Origin of the sequence: Burkholderia sp. Bp9031, assembly GCF_003857965.1 — a bacterium.
Taxonomy (GTDB): Bacteria; Pseudomonadota; Gammaproteobacteria; order Burkholderiales; family Burkholderiaceae; genus Burkholderia; species Burkholderia ambifaria_A.
In genome coordinates this window covers 1-20,969 of record NZ_QTPW01000048.1, presented here as the reverse complement: position 1 = coordinate 20,969, position 20,969 = coordinate 1, and the positions used below count along the sequence as shown (strand labels likewise).

Genomic DNA, 20,969 nt, shown 5'->3' with positions numbered 1-20,969 from the left:
GTGTGGCTTGCCGGAGAACGGGGGCTTGCGTCAAAGATAGAAAGGGCGAGCCGATCTGAGCCCGACCAGATGCCGGACGCGGTCGAACGCGGTGACGAGCGTTTCGCGCCACTGCGCCATTGGGCCGCGGATGCATACCGGTGCGAAATGGATCGTATCCACGCCCGCGGGAATACGGAACGGACGCTCGATGCCATCGTCCGATTCGGTCACGAGCGCGGTGCCGTCGACTTCGGTCAGGCTCATCAGCAAATGGGCGCGTGCAGTCGCGCCAAGCAGGTCGCGCAGCGGCGACTCGTTCGCGGACAACTGCTCGAGCAGCGGCAGCTCGTACGCGCCAGGCCACCAGGTGTCGCGCTCGTCGAGCCACGGGCCGACCGCCGGCATTCCCACCATCTCGAGGATCCGGTCCGCGCCGAGATGCGCATAGGCTCGACACCGGCCGCCCCTGTCGGTCGACGAACGCGCCAGCCAGCCGTCGGCGCTCGCGGCTGGGTCCGCCAACAGGACGTTCGCCGGCTTCAGCCGGCCGAGCATGCCGGCCACACTTGCAGCTGACCGGTGTCCTGCGCCGCACCGCCGCTCATGATCCGGCACGATCCGACACACCCACTTGGGCCCGTCCTGCAAGGCGGCGGGAACGTCGCCGGACCGGACTTGAGCGGCTCTCCTGCGGGCGTGTTCGACGATGACGAATGGCGTGTCCGGCATACAACTCTCTCGTGCTTGCGGTGCCGCGTCAGAACGATGCTGGCGCGCTTCATGGGTTGGCTGACGAATATTGGGGCTGGAGAAATCATATCGCCTCGATGCGACCGAAAAAATCTCACTTTCCCTGCTTCTCGACGAAAATCGTCGAAAGTTCGCCGTTCATGGATGAATCGCGTCGCGACGCACGGGATGTCGCTGCAACGCCGACAGTCGCCCTCCTTTGATATCGCAACCAGGTCGGCCCCTGCATCTCTAAGCAGAGCCTACCCCACATCGCGAACACTAAAAAAACACTAAAAGTTGCGGCTCGTGGAGGATTTCCGCGGAACTTGGCGAACCAAAACCTCCCTGCAAACCCTTGTCAGACGGGGCTTTGACGGATTTCAACGGACCTGGCCGGATCCCCCAAAAAACAATCACAACTCATTTAACTTTCCGTGAGGACTTCGACACCGGCCGCTGTCTACTCTGTGCGCATGTTTCAGCACCTGCTTCCAGGAGCCCGCCATGCCCACCCGCAGACATCTGCTGTTCGCCGGCGCCACCGGCCTCGCCGCGCTCGCGGCGCTGTCGTCGGCCGGCCGCCGTGCGCTGGTCGGCCGCGCGTTTGCCGCGCAGCCCGCCGCCGGCGCACAACCCGCCGCCCGCTTCGAGGTCACCCGCAGCGACGCCGAATGGCGCCGCCGCCTCACGCCCGCCCAGTACACGGTGCTGCGCGACGCCGGCACCGAGCCGCCGTACAGCAGCCCGCTGAACGGCGAGCACCGCCGCGGCACGTTCGCGTGCGCCGGCTGCGACCTCGCGCTGTTCTCGTCGAGCACCAAGTTCGACAGCCACACCGGCTGGCCGAGCTTCTGGAAGCCGCTCGACCACGCGATCGCGACCGAAGTCGATGCGTCGTACGGGATGGCACGCACCGAAGTGCACTGCCGCCGCTGCGGCGGCCATCTCGGCCACGTGTTCGACGACGGCCCGCCGCCCACCGGCCTGCGCTACTGCATGAACGGGCTCGCGCTCGCCTTCCACCCGGCTGCCGCCTGACGAGCCGCCGCCTTCCTGAACGACCGGAGACTGCCCCATGCTGCTCATCGTCCTTGCCTATCTCGGCGGCGTGCTCACGATCCTGAGCCCGTGCATCCTGCCCGTGCTGCCGTTCGTGTTCGCGCGCGCCGACCAGCCGTTCGTGCGTACCGGCCTGCCGTTGCTGATCGGCATGGCGCTCACGTTCGCCGTCGTCGCGACGCTCGCCGCCGTCGGCGGCGGCTGGGTCGCGCAGGCCAACCAGGCCGGCCGCTGGCTCGCCATCGTGCTGCTCGCGGTATTCGGCCTGACGCTGCTGCTGCCGCGCTTCGCCGAACACCTGACGCGCCCGCTCGTCGCGGCCGGCAACCGGCTCACCGGCTTCGCGCAGCGCGACGGCCGCCCGGCGGGCCCGGCATCGTCGCTGCTGCTCGGCGTCGCGACCGGCCTGCTGTGGGCGCCGTGCGCGGGCCCGATCCTCGGTCTTGTGCTGACCGGTGCCGCACTGCGTGGCGCGAGCGTCGGCACGACGCTGCTGCTGGTCGCGTATGCGGCCGGCGCGGCGACGTCGCTCGGCGTCGCGCTCGTGATCGGCGGCAAGGTGTTCGCCGCGATGAAACGCTCGCTCGGCGCTGGCGAATGGATCCGGCGCGGGATCGGCGCGGCGCTGCTGGCCGGCGTCGGCGCGATCGCGCTCGGCCTCGATACGGGTGTGCTCGCGCAACTGTCGACCGTCACGACGGGCGGGCTCGAGTCGAAGCTCGTCGGCCGGCTCGGCGGGCGCTCGACTGGCGCCCCGACGGCGATGTCCGCGACGGGCAACGCCGGCAGCAGCAACAGCGGCACGGCGAGCGGCGCGATGATGGCCGCGACCTCCGACGGCGCCCCCGCAGCCGGCAGCGCGATGATGCGCGCGGTCGGCACGGCGCCCGCGATGCAGGCACCGGCCGCGCTGCCCGTCGAAGGCACGCTGCCGTCGCTCGACGGCGCCGTGCAGTGGCTGAATTCGCCGCCGCTGACCACCGCAGGCCTGCGCGGCAAGGTCGTGCTCGTCGATTTCTGGACGTATTCGTGCATCAACTGCCTGCGCACGCTGCCGTACACGACCGCATGGGCACGCAAATACGCGCCGTACGGGCTCGTCGTGATCGGTGTGCACGCACCGGAATTCGCGTTCGAGCGCGACATCGGCAACGTGAAGAAGGCCGTGCACGATCTCGGCATCGACTACCCGGTCGCGATCGACAACGGCTATGCGATCTGGCGCGCGTTCGGCAACGAATACTGGCCCGCGCACTACTTCGTCGACGCGCAGGGCCGCATCCGCCACCACCACTTCGGCGAAGGCGAATACGCGCAGTCGGAACGCGCGATCCAGTCGCTGCTCGCCGAAGCCGGTCATCCGGAAGCGCTGAACGTGCCGCTCGGGCTCGCCGGCGCACCCGCGAAAGGCGCGCTCGCAGCAGCCGACAGCGCCGACGTCCGCTCGCCCGAAACCTACGTCGGCTATGCGCGTGCGGAGGACTTCACGTCGCCGGGCGGCGTCGTGCGCGACACGGCACACCGCTACGACGCGCCCGCACACCCCGACCTGAACGACTGGGGTCTCGTCGGCACGTGGCAGGTCGGCGCCGAGCGCGCGACGCTCGCCGCGCCGGCCGGCAGCATCGTCTACCGCTTCCATGCACGCGACCTGCACCTCGTGCTCGGCCCGGGTGCGAACGGCAAGCCGGTGCGCTTTCGCGTGACGCTCGACGGCGCGGCGCCGGGGGCGGCACACGGCACCGACGTCGATGCGCAGGGCTACGGCACCGTCACCGGCCAACGCCTGTACCAGCTCGTCCGGCAGACGGGCGCGATCGCCGACCGCACGTTCTCGATCGAGTTTCTCGATCCCGGCGTCGACGCGTATGCATTCACGTTTGGTTGAACGCGGACGCAGTCACGGACGCAGTCGCGAACGCCGCCCAAACACCCCATTCCGTCCCGCATTTCCAAGGAGCAATTCATGATCCCGACATCCACTCGCGATTCCGCACCGCGGCGGCGGGCGGCCATGCTGCGCCGCATCGGCGCGATCGCCGTCGCGGCCGCCGCCGTGTTCGGCTACCAGCGCGTCGTCAGTTCCGCGGAACCGATGCGCACCGTACCCGCGCCGACGCTCGACGAAACCCCGGGCGCGTCCCACGAAGAGACGGCCGTGCTCGCCGGCGGCTGCTTCTGGGGCGTGCAGGGCGTGTTCGAACACGTGAAGGGTGTGAAGCAGGTCACGGCCGGCTATGCGGGCGGCGCGTCCGAAACCGCGCACTACGGGCTGGTCGGCACCGGGCTGACCGGCCACGCGGAATCGGTACGCATCATCTACGACCCGACGCAGGTCACGTACGGCCGGCTGCTGCAGGTGTTCTTCTCGGTCGCGCACGACCCGACCGAACTCAACCGCCAGGGCCCCGACGAAGGGACGCAATACCGGTCCGCGATCTTCCCGACCACCGCGCAGCAGCGAGCGGTCGCGACCGCGTACATCGCGCAGCTCGGCACCGCGCACACGTTCCCGGCGCCCGTCGTCACGCGCGTCGAGCCGTACAAGGGCTTCTATCCGGCCGAGGCCTATCACCAGAACTACCTCGAGCTGCATCCCGACGCGCCGTACATTGCGTTCAACGACCTGCCGAAGGTCGCCGGGTTGAAGCAGCGCTTCCCCGCGCTGTACCGCGCCGACGCGGTGCTATGGCGCGACGCCCGCCTGTGACGGACCGCCGGCCGTGCGGCGGCGTGCTCGCGGCGGGCTCGCGGCATGACGCGGCCGGCCCGCGCCGCCGGCCGCGTTTGCGCTGCATCAACGAAACCCATGCTGCCCCGGCCGGGCAAACCCGCATCGCGTCAGCTTCGCGGGCCAACTTCGCGTAGACTTCTCCAGATCAGGCCCCGCCGCGACACGCGGCGCCGGGAACTCTTCAGCCAGCCAGGAGGCGTCACGCATGCGCGCAGTGCCTTTGTCTGACAGCAGCACCCTCGACGAACCGTCCACCGGCACGGTCGTGCGCGACCTGCGTCGCGTGCCCATCCATCCCGATCACTGGTATCCGCTCGCGTGGTCGCGCGAGCTCAAGCGCGGCAAGACGCTCGGGGTGCGCTTCGCCGGCGATCCGATCGTGCTCGTGCGCACCGAATCCGGTGCCGTATATGCACTCGAAGATCGTTGCGCGCACCGCCAGGTGCCGCTGCATGCGGGCGTCGTCACCGGCGAAACGCTGCGCTGCTGCTATCACGGCTGGACCTACGCGTGCGACAGCGGCCGCTGCGTCGACGTGCCCTACCTCGGCCGCGAGCGCCTGCCGAACGGCGTGCGCGCGTATCCGTGCCGCGAGGCGCACGGGCTGATCTTCGTATTTCCCGGCGACGCGACGCTCGCCGACGAACGCCCGTTCCCCGCGCTCGAATCGGCGGACGACCGCGCATTCAAGACGCGCCGCTTCGGCCGCGAGGTCAAGTGTCACTACTCGTTCATGCACGAGAACCTGATGGACATGAACCATCAGTTCCTGCATCGCAAGCAGATGGGCCAGATGCGCGCGCGCAGCGTCGGCCGGCGGCGCGGCGACGACTGGGTCGAGGTCGACTACACGTTCGCACGGATGGAAGGCAAGCAGCCGGTCGGCGAGGCGCTCGTGTTCGGCGCCAGCAAGAAGCCGGCCGACCAGGCCGACAAGAGCGTGATGACGGTGCGCACCGGCTACCCGTACCAGACGCTGCAGATCCGCTCGAGCGAAGGCACGCTCGTGATGGATCTGTGGATCGTCTACGTGCCGCTCGATGCGCAGCAGCGCACCAACCGCACGTTCGGACTGCTGTCGATCCACAAGCCCGGCATTCCGTTCGCGCTCGATCTCGCGTGGCCGCTGCTCGTCTGGTTCACCGAGCGGATCTTCCGCGAGGATCGCTGGATCGTCGAGCGCGAGCAGGAAGCGCACGACCGGCAGGGCGCCGACTGCAACCACGAGGTGTTTCCGGTCATCAACGAACTGCGCGACCTGCTGCGCCAGTGCGGCGCGCGCACCGTGATCCCGATCCGCGAAGCGAACGCGGGCGACGCGCGCTGACCACCGCGGCGCGCGCCCGCTTTCTCCCGCTTCGCGCCCGCTCAGCCGGTGCGCTCGACCGGGTGCGGCTCGCGCAGCCGGTTCGCGATGCGTGCGGCTTCGTAGTAGCCGGCCGCGGGCGGGCGCTTCAGGTAGCGGCCCGCGCCGCGCACCGCACGCAGCTCGCCGTCGGCCCATGCGAGCGCGCCGCGCGTGAGCGTGTGCGTCGCCGCGCCCTGCACCGTCATCCCCTCGAACACGTTGAAGTCGACCTGCTGGTGATGGGTCTTCACCGAGATCGTCTTCGTCGCGGCCGGATCCCACACGACCAGGTCGGCATCGGCGCCGACCTGCACCGCCCCCTTGCGCGGATACAGGTTGAAGATCTGCGCGGCGTTCGTCGACGTGATCCGCACGAACTCGTTCGGCGTGAGGCGGCCGTGATTCACGCCGTGATGCCACAGCACCGACATGCGGTCCTCGACGCCGCCGCAGCCGTTCGGAATCTTCGTGAAATCCTCGCGGCCCATCGCCTTCTGCGACGCGCAGAACACGCAGTGATCGGTCGCCGTCGTATGCAGCTGCCCCGCCTGCAGCCCGCGCCACAGCGCTTCGCGATGCTCGGCCGAGCGGAACGGCGGGCTCATCACGTGCGCGGCCGCACGCGTCCAGTCCGGGTCGCGATACACCGCCTCGTCGATCACCAGGTGGCCCGGCAGCACCTCGCCGAACACGCGCAGCCCTTCGCTGCGCGCCCGCGTGATCGCATCGACCGCGTCCTTCGACGACACGTGCACGATATAGACGGGCACGCCGAGCACCTGCGCGATGCGGATCGCGCGGTTCGCGGCCTCGCCCTCGACTTCGGGCGGACGCGACAGCGGGTGCGCCTCCGGCCCCGTCATCCCGCGCGCGAGCAGCGCCTTCTGCAGCTGGAACACGAGCTCGCCGTTCTCCGCGTGCACGGTCGGCAGCGCGCCGAGTTCGAGCGAACGCGAGAAGCTGTTCACGAGCACTTCGTCGTCGGCCATGATCGCGTTCTTGTACGCCATGAAGTGCTTGAAGCTCGACACGCCGTGCTCGCGCACGAGCGTGCCCATGTCACGGTGCACCGATTCGTCCCACCAGGTGACGGCCACGTGGAAGCCATAGTCGGCCGCCGCCTTCTCGGCCCAGCCGCGCCATTCGTGGAACGCGTCCATCAGCGGCTGCTTCGGGCTCGGGATCACGAAGTCGATGATGCTCGTCGTGCCGCCCGACAGCCCCGCCGCCGTGCCCGAATAGAAATCGTCGCTCGCCGTCGTGCCCATGAACGGCAGTTCCATGTGCGTATGCGGATCGATGCCGCCCGGCATCACGTACTGGTCGTGCGCGTCGACCACCGCCGCGCCGGCCGGCGCGTCGATCGTCTCGGCGATCTGCAGGATCGTGCCGCCGTCCTGCGGGTCGGCGCACAGTACGTCCGCGCGATAGGTGCGGTCCGCATCGACCACGGTGCCGCCACGAATCAGGATTGCCATGTCGTTGCCTCCTCGTTGACTGTCGGGTGCCGCCTGCATTCGCGCATCACGCGCTCGCGATCTGCGCGCGCTGCGCGGCGCGCCACTTCATCCAGGTGCCGTACACGCCGGACGCCAGCACGAGGCCGACGAACCACGCGTACGTGTAAAGCGTGTTGAAGAATGCCGGCACGTTCGGGAACGACGCCGGGAATGCGGTATGCAGGAAGCCGGGCAGGTTCGGCAGCACGCCGATGGCAAGCGCGCCCAGTGCGGCCGGGTTCCAGCCGCGCGCATAGCTGAAGTCGCCGCGCTCGTCGAACAGCGCGTGCGTATCGAGCCGCGTGCCGCGAATCAGGAAGTAGTCGACCATCAGGATGCCCGCGACGGGCCCGAGCAGCGCCGAATAGCCGACGAGCCAGGTGAAGATATAGCCTTCCGTCGTCGCGAGGATCTTCCACGGCATCATCACGATCGCGATCGTCGCGGTGATCATGCCGCCCGTGCGGTACGAGATCGCTTTCGGCCACAGGCTCGAGAAGTCGTACGCGGGACCGACGAGGTTCGCCGCGAGGTTGCAGCACATCGTGTCGAGCGTGAGGATCACGAGCGCGATGCCGACGCCGATGCCGGTCATCCGGCTCGTCAGGTCGATCGGATCCCAGATCGCGTTGCCGTAGATCACGACGGTCGCCGACGTCACGACGACCGACACCACCGACAACAGCGCCATCGGCAACGGCAGCCCGATCGACTGGCCGATCACCTGGTCGCGCTGCGAATGCGCGAAGCGCGTGAAGTCGGGAATGTTCAGCGCGAGCGTCGCCCAGAAGCCGACCATCGCGGTCAGCCCCGGCCAGAACGTCGCCCAGAAGAGTCCGGCCTTCTTGCCGCCCGCGACGAACTGCGACGGTGCCGACAGCATCGAGCCGAAGCCGCCTGCCTGCGACGTTGCCCACCACACGAGCGCGATGCACATCACGACCTTGATCGGCGCGGACCAGCTCTCGAGCCAGCGGATCGAATCGGTGCCGTGCCAGATGAAGTAGAGCTGCAGCGCCCAGAACACGAGGAAGCATGCGAGCTGCCCGACCCCGATGCCGACGATCGGCAGCGCCGCGCCATGCAATGCGTTGCCGGTCAGGATGTTCAGCAGCGTATAGATCGCGCTGCCGCCGAGCCAGGTCTGGATGCCGTACCAGCCGCACGCGACGATCGCGCGCAACAGCGCGGGCAGCTTCGCGCCCTGCGTGCCGAACGACGCGCGCACGAGCACCGCGTACGGAATCCCGTGTTTCGCGCCCGCATGACCGATGAGCAGCATCGGCACGAGCACGATCAGGTTGCCGAACAGCACGGTCAGCACCGCCTGCCACGGCGACATGCCTTCCTGGATCAGCCCGGCCGCGAGCATGTACGACGCGATGTTCATCACCATCCCGACCCACAGCGCCGCGAAGTGGTACCACCGCCAGGTCCGCTGCGCCGCCGTCGTCGGCGCAAGGTCGTCGTTGTACAAACTGCCGGCCGGCGCCGCGGCGCTGTCGGGATCGGCGGGAATCGCTGCTGGTTTCATCGAACGCGCTCCACGTAAACGTCAGCGCCGGCATCGTGCGATGCCGGCCGAACGGGACACAAGCGGCGGCGCGGCCGGTACCGCGCCGCCGGCCATCGGTCAGGCTGCCTTCGCGTGTTTCGCGGGTTCCGCCGGGCTCGCACCCGCGTCGGCGCGCGTCGGGTTGTTCGGATGCGTCGTCCAGTTCGCATAGTCGCCCGCGTCGACCCGCTCCATCGTGATGCATTGCTCGACCGGACACACATGCATGCAAAGATTGCACCCGACGCACTCCGCGTCCACCACCTCGAAATGCCGCACGCCGTCCTTCTCGGCGGTGATCGCCTGATGCGACGTGTCCTCGCACGCGATATGACACAGCCCGCACTGGATGCAGCGATCCTGGTCGATGCGCGCCTTGATGTCGTACTTCAGGTTCAGGTATTTCCAGTCGGTCACGTTCGGCACCGCGCGACCGCGGATGTCGTCGAGCGTCGCGTAGCCCTTCTCGTCCATCCAGTTCGACAGCCCGTCGATGAAATCCGACACGATCCGGAATCCGTAATGCATCGCGGCGGTGCACACCTGCACGCTGCCGGCGCCGAGCACCATGAACTCGGCCGCGTCGCGCCACGACGAAATCCCGCCGATGCCGGAAATCGGCAGGTTCGGCGTTTCCGGGTCACGCGCGATCTCCGCGACCATGTTCAGCGCGATCGGCTTGACCGCCGGGCCGCAATAGCCGCCGTGCGTGCCCTTGCCGTCGACGGTCGGCATCGGCGCCATCTGGTCGAGGTCCACCGCGACGATCGAGTTGATCGTGTTGATCAGCGACACGCCGTCCGCGCCGCCCTTGTATGCGGCGCGCGAACCCATCCGGATGTCGCTGATGTTCGGCGTGAGCTTCACGAGACACGGCAGCTTCGTGCCTTCCTTGACCCAGCGCGTGACCATCTCGACGTATTCCGGCACCTGCCCGACGGCCGCGCCCATCCCGCGCTCGCTCATCCCGTGCGGACAGCCGAAATTCAGCTCGACCGCATCGGCGCCCGTATCCTCGACGAGCGGCAGGATCCATTTCCAGTCGCGCTCGTTGCACGGCACCATCAGCGACACGATCAGCGCGCGGTCCGGCCAGTCGCGCTTCACCTGCGCGATCTCTCTCAGGTTCACGTCGAGCGGACGATCGGTGATCAGCTCGATGTTGTTCAGCCCGGCGATCCGCTGGCCGTTCCATTGCACCGCGCCGTAGCGCGAGCTGACGTTGACGACGTGCGGATCGAGCCCGAGCGTCTTCCAGACGACACCGCCCCAGCCAGCCTCGAACGCGCGGTTGACGTTGTATGCCTTGTCGGTCGGCGGCGCGGACGCCAGCCAGAAGGGATTCGGCGAAGTGATGCCTGCGATGGTGCAGCGAAGGTCGGCCATGTTCGGCTCCGTGAAAATGGGGCGATTATCGTGATCCGCGTGACGTGCGCGACGCCGTTGCGTATGCCGCGCTCACGCGGCCCTGGCGTCGCGCTGCGCGAGCGCCGCGTCGATCGCAGCCGCCGCGCGCTTGCCGTCCTGCACGGCCTGCACCGTGAGGTCGATGCCGCCGGTTGCCGCGCAATCGCCGCCGGCCCACACGTCGGGCAACGCGGTGCGTCCGTCCGCATCGACCGCGATGCGCGTACCGTCCGCCGTCAGCAACGCGGCTTCGACACCGTCCGGCACCAGCGTCTGGCCGATCGCCTTCAGCACCATGTCCGCATCGACGGTGAAGCGTTCGCCCGACGCGGCCTCGAATTCCACGCCCGTCACGTGCCCATCCGCGCCCGCGATGCGCACCGGCTTCGCGTGCGTGACGAGCGTGACGCCGCTCTTTTGCGCGAACTCGCGTTCGGCCCAGGTCGCGCTCATCGCGTCCACGCCGCGCCGGTACACCATCGTCACGCGTTCCGCGCCGAGCTTGCGGCTCTGCACGGATGCGTCGATCGCCGTGTTGCCGCCGCCGATCACGACCACGCGCCGCCCGACCGCCACGTTCTCAAGCGCATCGGCCTGCCGCACCTGCTCGATGAAGTCGACTGCGTTCATCACGCCGGTCAGTTGCTCGCCGTCGATCGCGAGCGTGCGCACGCCGCCAAGACCCATCGCGAGAAACACCGCGTCGTGCCGCTCGCGCAACGCGTCGAGCGTCACGTCGCGGCCGAGCGCGACGCCTGTCTCCAGCGCGATGCCGCCGACCGACAGCAGCCACTCGACCTCGCGCTGCGCGAAATCGTCGACGGTCTTGTACGCGGCGATCCCATATTCGTTCAAGCCACCCGCCTTCGGCCGCGCGTCGAACAGCGTGACGCGATGGCCGGCCACCGCGAGCCGGTGCGCGCAGGCGAGCCCGGCCGGCCCCGCGCCGACCACCGCGACATGCCGCCCCGTATCGGGCGCACGCGTGAAGCGCACCGCGTCGGTCGCCATCGCCCAGTCGGTCGCGTGCCGCTGCAGCGCGCCGATCGCGACCGGCTGTGCGTCCTGGTGATTGCGCACGCACGCGCCTTCGCACAGGATCTCGGTCGGGCACACGCGTGCGCACATCCCGCCGAGCGGGTTCGCCGACAGGATGTCGGTCGCCGCGCCCTTCAGGTTGCCGTTGCCGATCTTGCGGATGAAGCTCGGGATGTCGATCTGCGTCGGGCAGGCCTGTACGCACGGCGCGTCGTAGCAGTAGTGGCAGCGGCTGGCGGCCGCCGCGGCGGCAGTCGGATCGAGCAGCGGCGCGATATCGGCGAATTCACACGAGAGTTGCGTGGACGACAGGCGATGCGCGGCGATATCGCCGGTTGGCTTGGTGGTCATACGCGTTCCTTCGACTGGGTGGAGACAAAGCCGTCCCCGCCGGCTGCGAATGCACAGTCGGGGCGGTCATGCTTCGGAATGCCGCGGTCAGGCGATGAGCCGCCTGCCGGCTGCGCTAGATCCGATCCGTCATGAAGCCGGCTCGCAGGCACGCGAGAGCATCGCGTGCAGCAGCACGTTCGCGCCGGCCTCGATCCACGCAGGCGTCGCGTCCTCGATCTCGTTGTGGCTGATGCCGTCGACACACGGCACGAACACCATCGACGTCGGCGCGACCTGCGCGAGGTAGCACGCGTCGTGTCCCGCACCCGACACGATGTCGCGATGCGAATAGCCGAAGCGGTCGGCCGCGTCGCGCACGGCCGCGACGCAGGCCGGATCGAACGCGACGGGCTTGTAGTAGAAAATCTGCTCGAGCGCGGTTTCGAGTCCGATCTCGCCCGCGATGCGCGCGACGCCGTCGCGCAGCGCGGCGTCCATCTTCGCGAGCACGGCGTCGTCCGGATGCCGGAAATCAACGGTGAAGAACACGCGGCCCGGAATCACGTTGCGCGAGTTCGGATGAACCTGCATCATCCCGACCGTCGCGCAGCCGAACGGCGCGTGATCGAGACCGATCCGGTTCACGAGATCGACGACCCGCGACGCGCCGAGCAGCGCATCGCGGCGACGCGGCATCGGCGTCGGCCCCGCATGCGCTTCCTGGCCGGTGAACGTGATCTCGTACCAGCGCTGCCCCTGCGCATCCGTCACGACGCCGATCGTCTTGCACTCCGCCTCGAGAATCGGCCCCTGCTCGATATGCAGCTCGAACGCCGCGTGCAGCTTGCGGCCGCCGCACGGCACGTCGCCGGCGTAGCCGATGCGTGCGAGTTCCTCGCCGATCGTCTTGCCGTCGACGTCCTTGCGCGACAGCCCGTATTCGAGCGAAAACACGCCCGCGAACACGCCCGACGCAACCATCGCCGGCGCGAAGCGCGAGCCTTCCTCGTTGGTCCAGATCACGACCTCGACCGGATGCTCGGTCTCGATGCCGCGATCGTTGAGACTGCGAATCACCTCGAGGCCGCCGAGCACGCCGTAGATGCCGTCGAAGCGGCCGCCCGTCGGCTGCGAATCCGCGTGCGAGCCGGTAACGACCGGCGCCGCGTCGGCCACGCGGCCCGCGCGGCGCATGAACACGTTACCCATCGTATCGACCGTCACCGTGCAGCCGGCCGCCTTCGCCCAGCCGACGATCAGGTCGCGGCCGGCCTTGTCGAGATCGGTCAGCGCGAGGCGGCAGACGCCGCCCTTCGGCGTCGCGCCGATCTTCGCGACCTCCATCAGGCTGTCCCACAACCGCCTGCCGTCGACCTTGATCGACGTGTCGAATGCTGCCCGCTTCACTGTTTCCGATACCGCGTCCATACGTATCGCTCCTGTGGGGTCGGTCATGTCGTCATCCCGGTCGCTGCCGGTGCGCGCATTGCTGCCGTCGGGGCAAACCCGCACCCGCGAGGTGCAGATGCGCATCGTTCGCGCGATTCGTCCGATCGATCGGCGGGGTGCTGGCACCGCGTTCCGCCACTCGTCGAATCCTGTCCGATTGGACAGGTTTTAGACGATCAAAATGCGCAACGCAATGTCTTTCTTGCGTAACGCGTTCGAGCGAGAAACGTGCCACCGCATCGCAGCATCGTGCATGCGCCGATGTGCGCGCACGTGCGTTCGACGCGAACCAGCGGCTAGAATGAAGCCCAACGCGGCACGCATGCCGCGCGAGGGCAACGATGAGACATGACGAAGCGGCCGCGGAAGCCACCGGCCACGACGAAGCGGGCACGCCTTTGCGGCGACGCAAGGCACGCATCCGCGAGTCCAACGAAGCGCATCTGCTGGCCTGTGCGGAAGCCGTGTTCGCGGAGCGCGGGCTCGCCGGCGCGAGCACCGCGATGATCGCCGAACGTGCGGGCCTGCCGAAAGCGAACCTGCATTACTACTTCCCGACGAAGCTCGCGCTGTACCGCCGCGTGCTCGACGACCTGTTCGAAGACTGGCACCGCGCGGCCGGATCGTTCGAGGCCAGCGACGATCCGGTCGAAGCGATCGGCAACTACGTGCGCGCGAAGATGGATCTGTCGCGACGGCGCCCGCTCGGCTCGAAGGTGTGGGCCAACGAGATCATCCACGGCGCCGCGCACATGCAGGACATCCTGTCGGAACGCGTGAAACCCTGGTTCGACACGCGTGTGAAGGTCATCGAAGGCTGGATCGCGCGCGGACTGCTCGCACCGATCGATGCGCACGCATTGATGTACCTGATCTGGGCGACCACGCAGCACTATGCGGATTTCGATGCGCAGATCCGCGCGCTGAGCGGCAAGCGTGCGTTCACGCAGAAGGCGTTCGCGGAGACGACCGAGCAGGTCGTGCAACTCGTGATCCGCGCGTGCGGGGCGGCGTCGCCGAACGCGCCCGTGTAGCGCGATCGTGCATTCCCGGAAAATCAAAACGGGCGACGGGCACGATGCCCGTCGCCCGCGTTGCGAGACGGCGTACGTGCCGTCCCGCGCGTGATGCGTGAATGCGTTCGCGCTACGCGACGCGCTCGATCGCGATTGCCGTCGCCTCACCGCCGCCGATGCATAGCGACGCGATGCCGCGCTTCATGCCATACGCTTCGAGCGCGGCCAGCAGCGTCACCATCACGCGCGCACCCGATGCGCCGATCGGATGGCCGAGCGCACACGCGCCGCCGTGCACGTTGACCTTCTCGTGCGGCAGATCGAGATCGCGCATCGCGGCCATCGCAACCACCGCGAACGCTTCGTTGATCTCGAACAGGTCGACGTCGCGCAGGTTCCAGCCGGTCTTCTCCGACAGCTTGCGGATCGCGCCGATCGGTGCCGTCGCGAACAGGCCCGGCTTGTTCGCGTAGGTCGAATGCCCGACGATCACGGCCTTCGGCACGAGACCGAGGCGATCCGCTTCCGAGCGACGCATCAACACGAGCGCGGCCGCGCCGTCGGAGATCGACGACGAATTGGCGGCCGTCACCGTGCCGCCTTCGCGGAATGCCGGCTTGAGCGTCGGAATCTTGTCGAGCTTCGCGTTGCCCGGTTGCTCATCGATCGACACGACGGCTTCCGTCTTGCCGGCCTTCACGGTCACTGGCGCAATCTCCGACACGAAGCGCCCTTCCGAGATCGCGCGTTGCGCACGCGTCAGCGATTCGATCGCGAACGCATCTTGCGCTTCACGCGTGAACTGATACGACTGCGCGCAATCCTCCGCGAAGGTGCCCATCAGCCGGCCCTTGTCGTATGCGTCCTCCAGCCCGTCGAGGAACATGTGATCGAGCACCTGCCCGTGGCCCATGCGCATGCCCGCGCGCGCCTTCGGCAGCAGGTACGGCGCGTTCGTCATGCTCTCCATCCCGCCCGCAACCGCCACGTCGGCCGACCCGGCCAGCAGCAGGTCGTGCGCGAACATCGCGGCCTTCATCCCGGAGCCGCACATCTTGTTGACCGTGGTCGCGCCCGCGGCCAGCGGCAGTCCGGCCTTCAGCGCGGCCTGCCGCGCCGGCGCCTGCCCCTGGCCGGCCGGCAGCACGCAGCCGAACACGATTTCATCGATGCGCTCGGCCGGCACGTTCGCGCGTTCGAGCGCCGCGCGGATCGCTACCGCGCCGAGTTCGCTCGCGCTGGCCGCGGCCAGGTCGCCCTGAAAACCGCCCATCGGCGTGCGCGCCGCGCCGACGATTACGATCGGATCCTGTGTCGTCATGATCGAGTTCCTCCAGTTCCAGTGTCAGCGCGGTGCCATGCGCAGCGCGCCATCGAGACGGATGACTTCGCCGTTCAGCATCGTATTCTCGGCGATGTGGCGCACCAGCGCCGCGAATTCGTCGGGGCGGCCGAGCCGCGGTGGGAACGGCACGCTCTTGCCGAGCGCGTCCTGCACGTCCTGCGGCATGCCGGCCATCATCGGCGTCGCGAAGATGCCCGGTGCGATCGTCACCACGCGAATGCCGAACCGTGCGAGTTCGCGTGCGATCGGCAGCGTCATGCCCACCACGCCGCTCTTCGATGCCGCGTACGCGGCCTGCCCGATCTGACCGTCGAACGCCGCGACCGACGCGGTGTTGACGATCACGCCGCGCTCGCCTTGCGCATCGGCATCCTGCTTCGACATCGCGTCGGCCGCCAGCCGGATCATGTTGAACGTGCCGACCAGGTTGATCGACACCGCACGCGCGAAGCGGTCCAGCGAATGCGGGCCTTCGCGGCCGACGACCTTCTCGCCCGGCGCGACGCCCGCGCAGTTCACGAGCGCATCGATACGGCCAAACGCATCGAGCGTGACGGCAACGGCCGCCTGCCCGTCGGCTTCGCTCGTCACGTCGGTCTTCACGAAGCGTGCGGACGTGCCGAGTTCGTGCGCGAGGCTCGTGCCGGCGTCTTCATTGACGTCCAGCAGCACGGCCTTGCCGCCTTCGGCGACCACCATGCGCGCCACCGCGGCACCGAGGCCCGAACCGGCGCCCGTAATCAGAAAAACGCGATCCTTGATATTCATTCGCACTCCGTATTCGGTGTTCAGGGTTGAGCGGCCTTGTCGGCTTCCATCTTTCGCAGTACGAAGCGCTGAATCTTGCCGCTCGGGGTTTTAGGCAGCGCGTCGACGAAGTCGATCGCGCGGGGATAGGCATGGGCCGACAGCCGCCGCTTCACATGCTGGCTCAGTTCGTCGGCCAGCGCCGGCGTGCCTTCGAAGCCTTTCGACAGCACGACGAACGCCTTGACGATCTCCGTGCGCTCCGGGTCCGGCACGCCGATCACCGCGGCCTCGCTGACGGCCGGATGCTCGATCAGCGCGCTTTCCACGTCGAACGGGCCGATCCGGTAGCCGGACGACGTGATCACGTCGTCCGCGCGGCCGATGAAGCTCACCGTGCCGTCCGGCTCGAGCTCGACGTTGTCGCCGGTCCGGTAGTAGCCGCCCGCGATCGCCGGCGTGTCCTGCTGCCAGTAACCGTAGAACCACAGCAGCGGCGAGCGCGCGATGTCGATCGCGAGGTTGCCGGGCTCGCCCGGGCCCAGTTCGCGGCCGGCTTCGTCGAGCACCGCGACGCGATAGCCGGGCATCGCGAAACCGGCTGAACCCGCATGAACGACGTGCGTGAGCCCGTGATGGTTGTTCACGACCATCCCGAGTTCGGTCTGCCCGTAGTGATCGTAGATCGGCGCGCCGAGCGCCGCATGGAACCAGCGCACGACTTCCGGATTCAGCGGTTCGCCCGCGCTGCTGACGACCCGCAGCTGCCCTTTCAGCCGCGCCGCCGCTTCGGTGCCGGCCGCCATCAGCATCCGGTAAGCGGTCGGCGAACCGGCGAGACTCGTGATGCCGAGTCGTTCGATCACGTCGTAGGTGCTGTCGACCGTGAAGCCGCCCTCGTATAGCGTCGTTGCATGGCCGAGCAGCAGCGGGCCCGTGATCGCGTAATAGAGGCCGTATGCCCAGCCCGGATCGGCGATGTTCCAGAAGCGGTCGCCGTCGCGCAGGTCCACCGCGTCGCGCATGTATGCGCCGAACGCGAGCAATGCGCGCAGCGGCACCGGCACGCCCTTCGGCAAGCCCGTCGTGCCCGACGTCGACATCATCATGAACAGGTCGGTGCCCTTGCGCGGCACCGGTTCGAACGTGTCGGACTGCGCGTCGAGCGCCGCGCGGAAATCGATGTCGCGGGCCGGTAGCGCGTCGCCCGACTCGCGCACCGTCGCGACCGGCGGGCAATCCGCGATCTCGTCGAGCTTCGTGCGGTTCGCGACGTTGGTGACGACCAGCCGCGCATCGCTCATGCGCAGCCGATGCTCGATCGCCTTCGGTCCGAATGCGGTGAAAAGCGGCTGATAGACGGCGCCCGCGCGCCACGTGCCGAGGATCGTCGCGACGAGTTCGGGCGTGCGCGGCAGCAGCCCGGCCACGACATCGCCCGGCTTCACGCCCCGCTCGACCAGCAGGTTCGCGACACGCGCCGACAGCGTCTGCATCTGCGCGAACGTGAAGCTGCGGTGCTGGCCACCGGCGTCGATCCAGTCGAGTGCGATCGCGTTCGCGTCTGCCGCCGCATGCCGGTCGCAGCATTCGACGCAGGCGTTCAGGCCCTGCTCCAGGTCGCCGTGCAGATAGGCAGCGGCAGTCTCGATACGGAAGCCGGCCACGGCGTCGGCGTAGGCCGGCACCGCCCGGGCAGTTGCTCCATCACGCATGCATGTCTCCTGTTCGTTATGACCGCCGGCGAACCGGGGGTATATCGATGATGGTAGACAGCCGTCACATTGCAATCAATGACAAACAGAATCTAGAATCGTGATCGCTTTTGCCATGTCTGGAGGGCATGAAAAAATGGGGCCGCAGATGATCTCGCCCGATTTCGTCGAGGATGCGCTCGAGAGCCTGCGCCGGCAACGGATGCCGGCCGAGCCCGTGCTGTGCGCCGCCGGCTTGCCGGCCGCCGTGCGGGAGCCCGTCACGCCGCAGCAGTACGGCCGGCTGTGGCTGGCTATCGCCAGCGCGATCGACGACGAATTCTTCGGGCTCGCGGCCCGCCCGATGCGGCGCGGCAGCTTCACGCTGCTGTGCCATGCCGTGCTGCATGCAGGCACGCTCGAGAAGGCGCTGCGGCGTGCGCTGCAGTTCCTGCGCGTCGTGCTCGACGAACCGCACGGCGAACTCGTGATCGCCGACGGCCAGGCGCAGATCGTCCTCACGCAGGCGGGTGCGCCCTATTCGGCGTTCGCTTACCGGACGTTCTGGCTGATCCTGCTCGGCGTCGCCTGCTGGCTGATCGGCCGACGCATTCCGCTGCAGCGCATCGATTTCGCGTGCCCGAGCCCCGACCAGCGCAGCGACTACCACCAGTTCTTCGGCGTTCCGGTCCATTTCGATCGCCCCGACAGCCGGCTCGCATTCAACGCCGCCTATCTCGCGCTGCCGACGATCCGCTCCGCGCAGGCGCTGAAAACGTTCCTGCGCGGCGCACCCGGCAACCTGCTGGTCCGCTACCGGCACGACACCGGCTGGGTGGCAAGAACGCGCGCCCACCTGAAGGCACTGCCGGCCGCCGAGTGGCCGGACTTCGATACGCTGGCCGTGCGCCTCGGCACGACACCTGCGACACTGCGGCGACGCTTGCGCAGCGAGGGGCAGAGCTTCGCATCGATCAAGGACGAGCTGCGCGGCGCGTTAGCCCAGTCGCTGCTGCGCGGACACACGCTCAGCGTCGCGGAAATCGCGGCCGAACTCGGCTTCACCGAACCCAGCGCGTTTCATCGCGCGTTCCGGAAATGGACGGGCACGAGCCCGGGCGCGTTTCGGCGCGACGTCAATGCGGCGCAGCCGGAGCATTGATACGCAACGCGGCCCGGGCACGCTGCGAAGTCAGCACGACATGCCGTCGACGCTCGCGGCCACACCCTGCTGCGGCCACGAAAGCAGCTTGCAGCCCATGTAGTAGAGGAGCAACGTCAACGACGGCCCGGAAGATCTACGAAATGTCGGTCCCGCCGAGCCGGCTTGCTCGATGGAGATTCACTACGCGACTATGGGTGCCGGCTACCGGCGCAACGTTGCACACCGCCCGATCCGATCACATACTGGTCGGCCCATGCGAACAGGACCGGACCGCTTCGATGGTGACTGTCGATCAAGGTGCCGCTTCAGTGCTGGGTGTCGTCGGATCTGCCGTGTCCCTGCTGGCAGCGATTCCGTACGCGCTCGCGATCTACCGGCGCACCGTTCGTCCGCATCTGTTCACGTGGCTTATCTGGTCGGTCGTCACGACGATCGCGGCCGCCGGCCAGTTCGTTGCGGGTGCCGGACCGTCTGCGTGGTGCACGGCGGCGATTGCGCTCACCTGCTTCCTGACTTTCGTCGCGAGCCTGTTTCGAGGCGAACGCGGCTGGACACGCATCGACTGGTTTTTCCTGTGCGCGGCGCTATCGGCGATACCGCTCTGGATGCTGACCGACGACCCGACGTTGTCGATCTGCCTGGTCACGCTGATCGAGCTTGCCGGCCTCGGCCCGACCGTGCGCAAGACTCTCCACGATCCGTGGAGCGAGAGCCTCGCGTATTTCGCGCTGTGCGTGCTCAAGTACGCGCTGGCGCTGCTCGCGTTGAGCACGTGGAATGTCGCGGTTGCGTTCTATCCTGCAGTCAACATCCTCGCGTCGATCGGCATCTGCTTGCTGATGATGGTGCGGCGTCAGACGCTGTCGAAAGTGGAGTAGCCTCTGTCGAGCAGACGTGATGCCAGAATGCGAGGGGTGCCGCGACCGGCTTGCCGGTCATGCGTGGCATCCTGATCCTTCGAACTGATGCGAGGCCCGATATGGATGCAGTTCGTGCAGTCATCGAACCGTACGAAGCCGCACTTCGAGCGGCGATGCTCGTTAGCGACGTCAACGCGCTCGATATGTTGCTGGATGATGACCTGATCTTCACCGTTCCGACCGGGCAGGTCATTTCGAAGCACGAGGATCTATCTGCGCATCGTGCGAAGCTGCTGCGTCTCGACGCACTTGGCATCCAGGAGATGCAGGCCAGGGCAATCGACGAGATGATCCTCACCACGACGAAAGCGATGCTTGCCGGTCATTTCGACGGCACTGCATTCAACGGCACGTTCGCCTATACGCGCCTGTGGCGCCGGTCGGGGAGCAGCTGGCGTGTCGTTGCCGGACACGCATCTCAGATCGGTTGAGCTGTGACATGCCGGCAATCGATAAACGACGGAATCCAAAGGTGAGACGATACCGCGATTGCCGCGCACCGACATGTTCGGCGCGCAGCAACCACTGCCAATGACGGGGGGAAGAGATGCAGATGACTTTTATCGTACGTGCAGCACATGCGGTCGATAAGAACGCGTTGACGAAACCAGCTCGCGTTTCCAAGGTGCACCGGAATTATCCGAAGCGCTGCTGCAGGACTCGCTGCCCTCGCTGCGGCGATGTCGGTTGCAGCGGGATCGCGCTACTGGGCCCGGCTGCGACGCGGGTGCGACGTGCATGAGGATCCTGCCTGGCCAGCTCACCGGCCGACCGGCACGAGCTCCCAAGCCAACGCCTGGCGGCCATCGCCCTTTTCCTTTTTCGGCGCCACAAATGCAAAAACCCCCGCCTGTTCGGGCGGGGGTTTCTGGCTTAGGGAGCCTGACGATTACCTACTTTCACACGGGAATCCGCACTATCATCGGCGTAGAGTCGTTTCACGGTC

At 67.8% G+C, this 20,969-nt stretch carries 17 protein-coding genes; 8 read left to right on the top strand and 9 right to left on the bottom strand.

Going from position 1 to position 20,969, the window contains the following annotated elements; all coding sequences use genetic code 11:
* Nucleotides 1-30 precede the first annotated feature (30 nt).
* A complete protein-coding gene (locus DIE15_RS34360) occupies nucleotides 31-504 on the bottom strand; it encodes a hypothetical protein (protein WP_242431741.1) in 474 nt (157 codons plus the stop codon).
* A 714-nt stretch (nucleotides 505-1,218) separates the two neighbouring features.
* On the opposite strand from DIE15_RS34360, the gene msrB reads away from it, so the two are divergent.
* The 4 genes from msrB (at nucleotide 1,219) to DIE15_RS34340 (ending at nucleotide 5,834) form a co-directional block, all read left to right on the top strand.
* Nucleotides 1,219-1,752, top strand: a complete 534-nt coding sequence (msrB, locus tag DIE15_RS34355; protein WP_057924180.1) for a peptide-methionine (R)-S-oxide reductase MsrB — start codon at nucleotides 1,219-1,221, stop codon at nucleotides 1,750-1,752.
* Nucleotides 1,753-1,789: 37 nt separating this feature from the next.
* Complete coding sequence (locus tag DIE15_RS34350) at nucleotides 1,790-3,661, top strand: cytochrome c biogenesis protein DipZ (RefSeq protein ID WP_057924179.1); 1,872 nt, start codon at nucleotides 1,790-1,792, stop codon at nucleotides 3,659-3,661.
* Between the two features lie 78 nt (nucleotides 3,662-3,739).
* Nucleotides 3,740-4,483 (top strand): peptide-methionine (S)-S-oxide reductase MsrA, encoded by a 744-nt coding sequence (msrA, locus tag DIE15_RS34345; protein WP_057924178.1) that lies wholly within the window; start codon nucleotides 3,740-3,742, stop codon nucleotides 4,481-4,483.
* Nucleotides 4,484-4,712: 229 nt separating this feature from the next.
* Nucleotides 4,713-5,834: an aromatic ring-hydroxylating dioxygenase subunit alpha gene (locus tag DIE15_RS34340; RefSeq protein ID WP_057924177.1), complete on the top strand. Its 1,122-nt coding sequence runs from the start codon at nucleotides 4,713-4,715 to the stop codon at nucleotides 5,832-5,834.
* A gap of 41 nt (nucleotides 5,835-5,875) precedes the next feature.
* Here DIE15_RS34340 and hydA read toward each other — a convergent pair whose 3' ends face one another.
* The 5 genes from hydA to DIE15_RS34315 all read right to left on the bottom strand — a co-directional run bounded on the left by hydA (nucleotide 5,876) and on the right by DIE15_RS34315 (nucleotide 13,115).
* A complete protein-coding gene (gene hydA, locus DIE15_RS34335; protein WP_057924176.1) occupies nucleotides 5,876-7,333 on the bottom strand; it encodes a dihydropyrimidinase in 1,458 nt (485 codons plus the stop codon).
* A gap of 46 nt (nucleotides 7,334-7,379) precedes the next feature.
* Nucleotides 7,380-8,888 (bottom strand): NCS1 family nucleobase:cation symporter-1, encoded by a 1,509-nt coding sequence (locus tag DIE15_RS34330; protein WP_057924175.1) that lies wholly within the window; start codon nucleotides 8,886-8,888, stop codon nucleotides 7,380-7,382.
* Between the two features lie 99 nt (nucleotides 8,889-8,987).
* Complete coding sequence (gene preA / locus DIE15_RS34325) at nucleotides 8,988-10,295, bottom strand: NAD-dependent dihydropyrimidine dehydrogenase subunit PreA (RefSeq protein ID WP_124835639.1); 1,308 nt, start codon at nucleotides 10,293-10,295, stop codon at nucleotides 8,988-8,990.
* Nucleotides 10,296-10,367: 72 nt separating this feature from the next.
* Nucleotides 10,368-11,705 carry an NAD(P)-dependent oxidoreductase gene (locus tag DIE15_RS34320; RefSeq protein WP_124835638.1) on the bottom strand — a complete coding sequence of 446 codons (1,338 nt, stop codon included), beginning with the start codon at nucleotides 11,703-11,705 and terminating at the stop codon, nucleotides 10,368-10,370.
* 129 nt (nucleotides 11,706-11,834) lie between these two features.
* Nucleotides 11,835-13,115, bottom strand: coding sequence for a Zn-dependent hydrolase (locus DIE15_RS34315; RefSeq protein WP_057924172.1), 1,281 nt, complete (start codon nucleotides 13,113-13,115; stop codon nucleotides 11,835-11,837).
* 362 nt (nucleotides 13,116-13,477) lie between these two features.
* On the opposite strand from DIE15_RS34315, the gene DIE15_RS34305 reads away from it, so the two are divergent.
* The gene (locus DIE15_RS34305; protein WP_124835637.1) at nucleotides 13,478-14,170 is read left to right on the top strand and encodes a TetR/AcrR family transcriptional regulator; all 693 of its coding nucleotides are present in this window, start codon (nucleotides 13,478-13,480) and stop codon (nucleotides 14,168-14,170) included.
* Nucleotides 14,171-14,282: 112 nt separating this feature from the next.
* Here the strand turns inward: DIE15_RS34305 and DIE15_RS34300 are convergent, their stop codons facing one another.
* From DIE15_RS34300 to DIE15_RS34290, 3 genes are read right to left on the bottom strand one after another with little or no spacing between them, the layout of a single operon-like run.
* Nucleotides 14,283-15,473: an acetyl-CoA C-acetyltransferase gene (locus DIE15_RS34300; protein ID WP_124835636.1), complete on the bottom strand. Its 1,191-nt coding sequence runs from the start codon at nucleotides 15,471-15,473 to the stop codon at nucleotides 14,283-14,285.
* Nucleotides 15,474-15,497: 24 nt separating this feature from the next.
* Nucleotides 15,498-16,265, bottom strand: a complete 768-nt coding sequence (locus tag DIE15_RS34295) for a 3-hydroxyacyl-CoA dehydrogenase (protein ID WP_057924169.1) — start codon at nucleotides 16,263-16,265, stop codon at nucleotides 15,498-15,500.
* 20 nt (nucleotides 16,266-16,285) lie between these two features.
* Nucleotides 16,286-17,959 carry an acyl-CoA synthetase gene (locus tag DIE15_RS34290; protein ID WP_124835635.1) on the bottom strand — a complete coding sequence of 558 codons (1,674 nt, stop codon included), beginning with the start codon at nucleotides 17,957-17,959 and terminating at the stop codon, nucleotides 16,286-16,288.
* A 136-nt stretch (nucleotides 17,960-18,095) separates the two neighbouring features.
* Between DIE15_RS34290 and DIE15_RS34280 the strand changes: the two genes are divergently transcribed.
* The 3 genes from DIE15_RS34280 (at nucleotide 18,096) to DIE15_RS34270 (ending at nucleotide 20,454) form a co-directional block, all read left to right on the top strand.
* The gene (locus DIE15_RS34280; RefSeq protein WP_057924167.1) at nucleotides 18,096-19,100 is read left to right on the top strand and encodes an AraC family transcriptional regulator; all 1,005 of its coding nucleotides are present in this window, start codon (nucleotides 18,096-18,098) and stop codon (nucleotides 19,098-19,100) included.
* Between the two features lie 281 nt (nucleotides 19,101-19,381).
* Nucleotides 19,382-19,981, top strand: a complete 600-nt coding sequence (locus DIE15_RS34275) for a hypothetical protein (RefSeq protein ID WP_124835634.1) — start codon at nucleotides 19,382-19,384, stop codon at nucleotides 19,979-19,981.
* A gap of 101 nt (nucleotides 19,982-20,082) precedes the next feature.
* Nucleotides 20,083-20,454, top strand: a complete 372-nt coding sequence (locus DIE15_RS34270; protein WP_124835650.1) for a nuclear transport factor 2 family protein — start codon at nucleotides 20,083-20,085, stop codon at nucleotides 20,452-20,454.
* The last annotated feature ends 515 nt before the right edge of the window (nucleotides 20,455-20,969 follow it).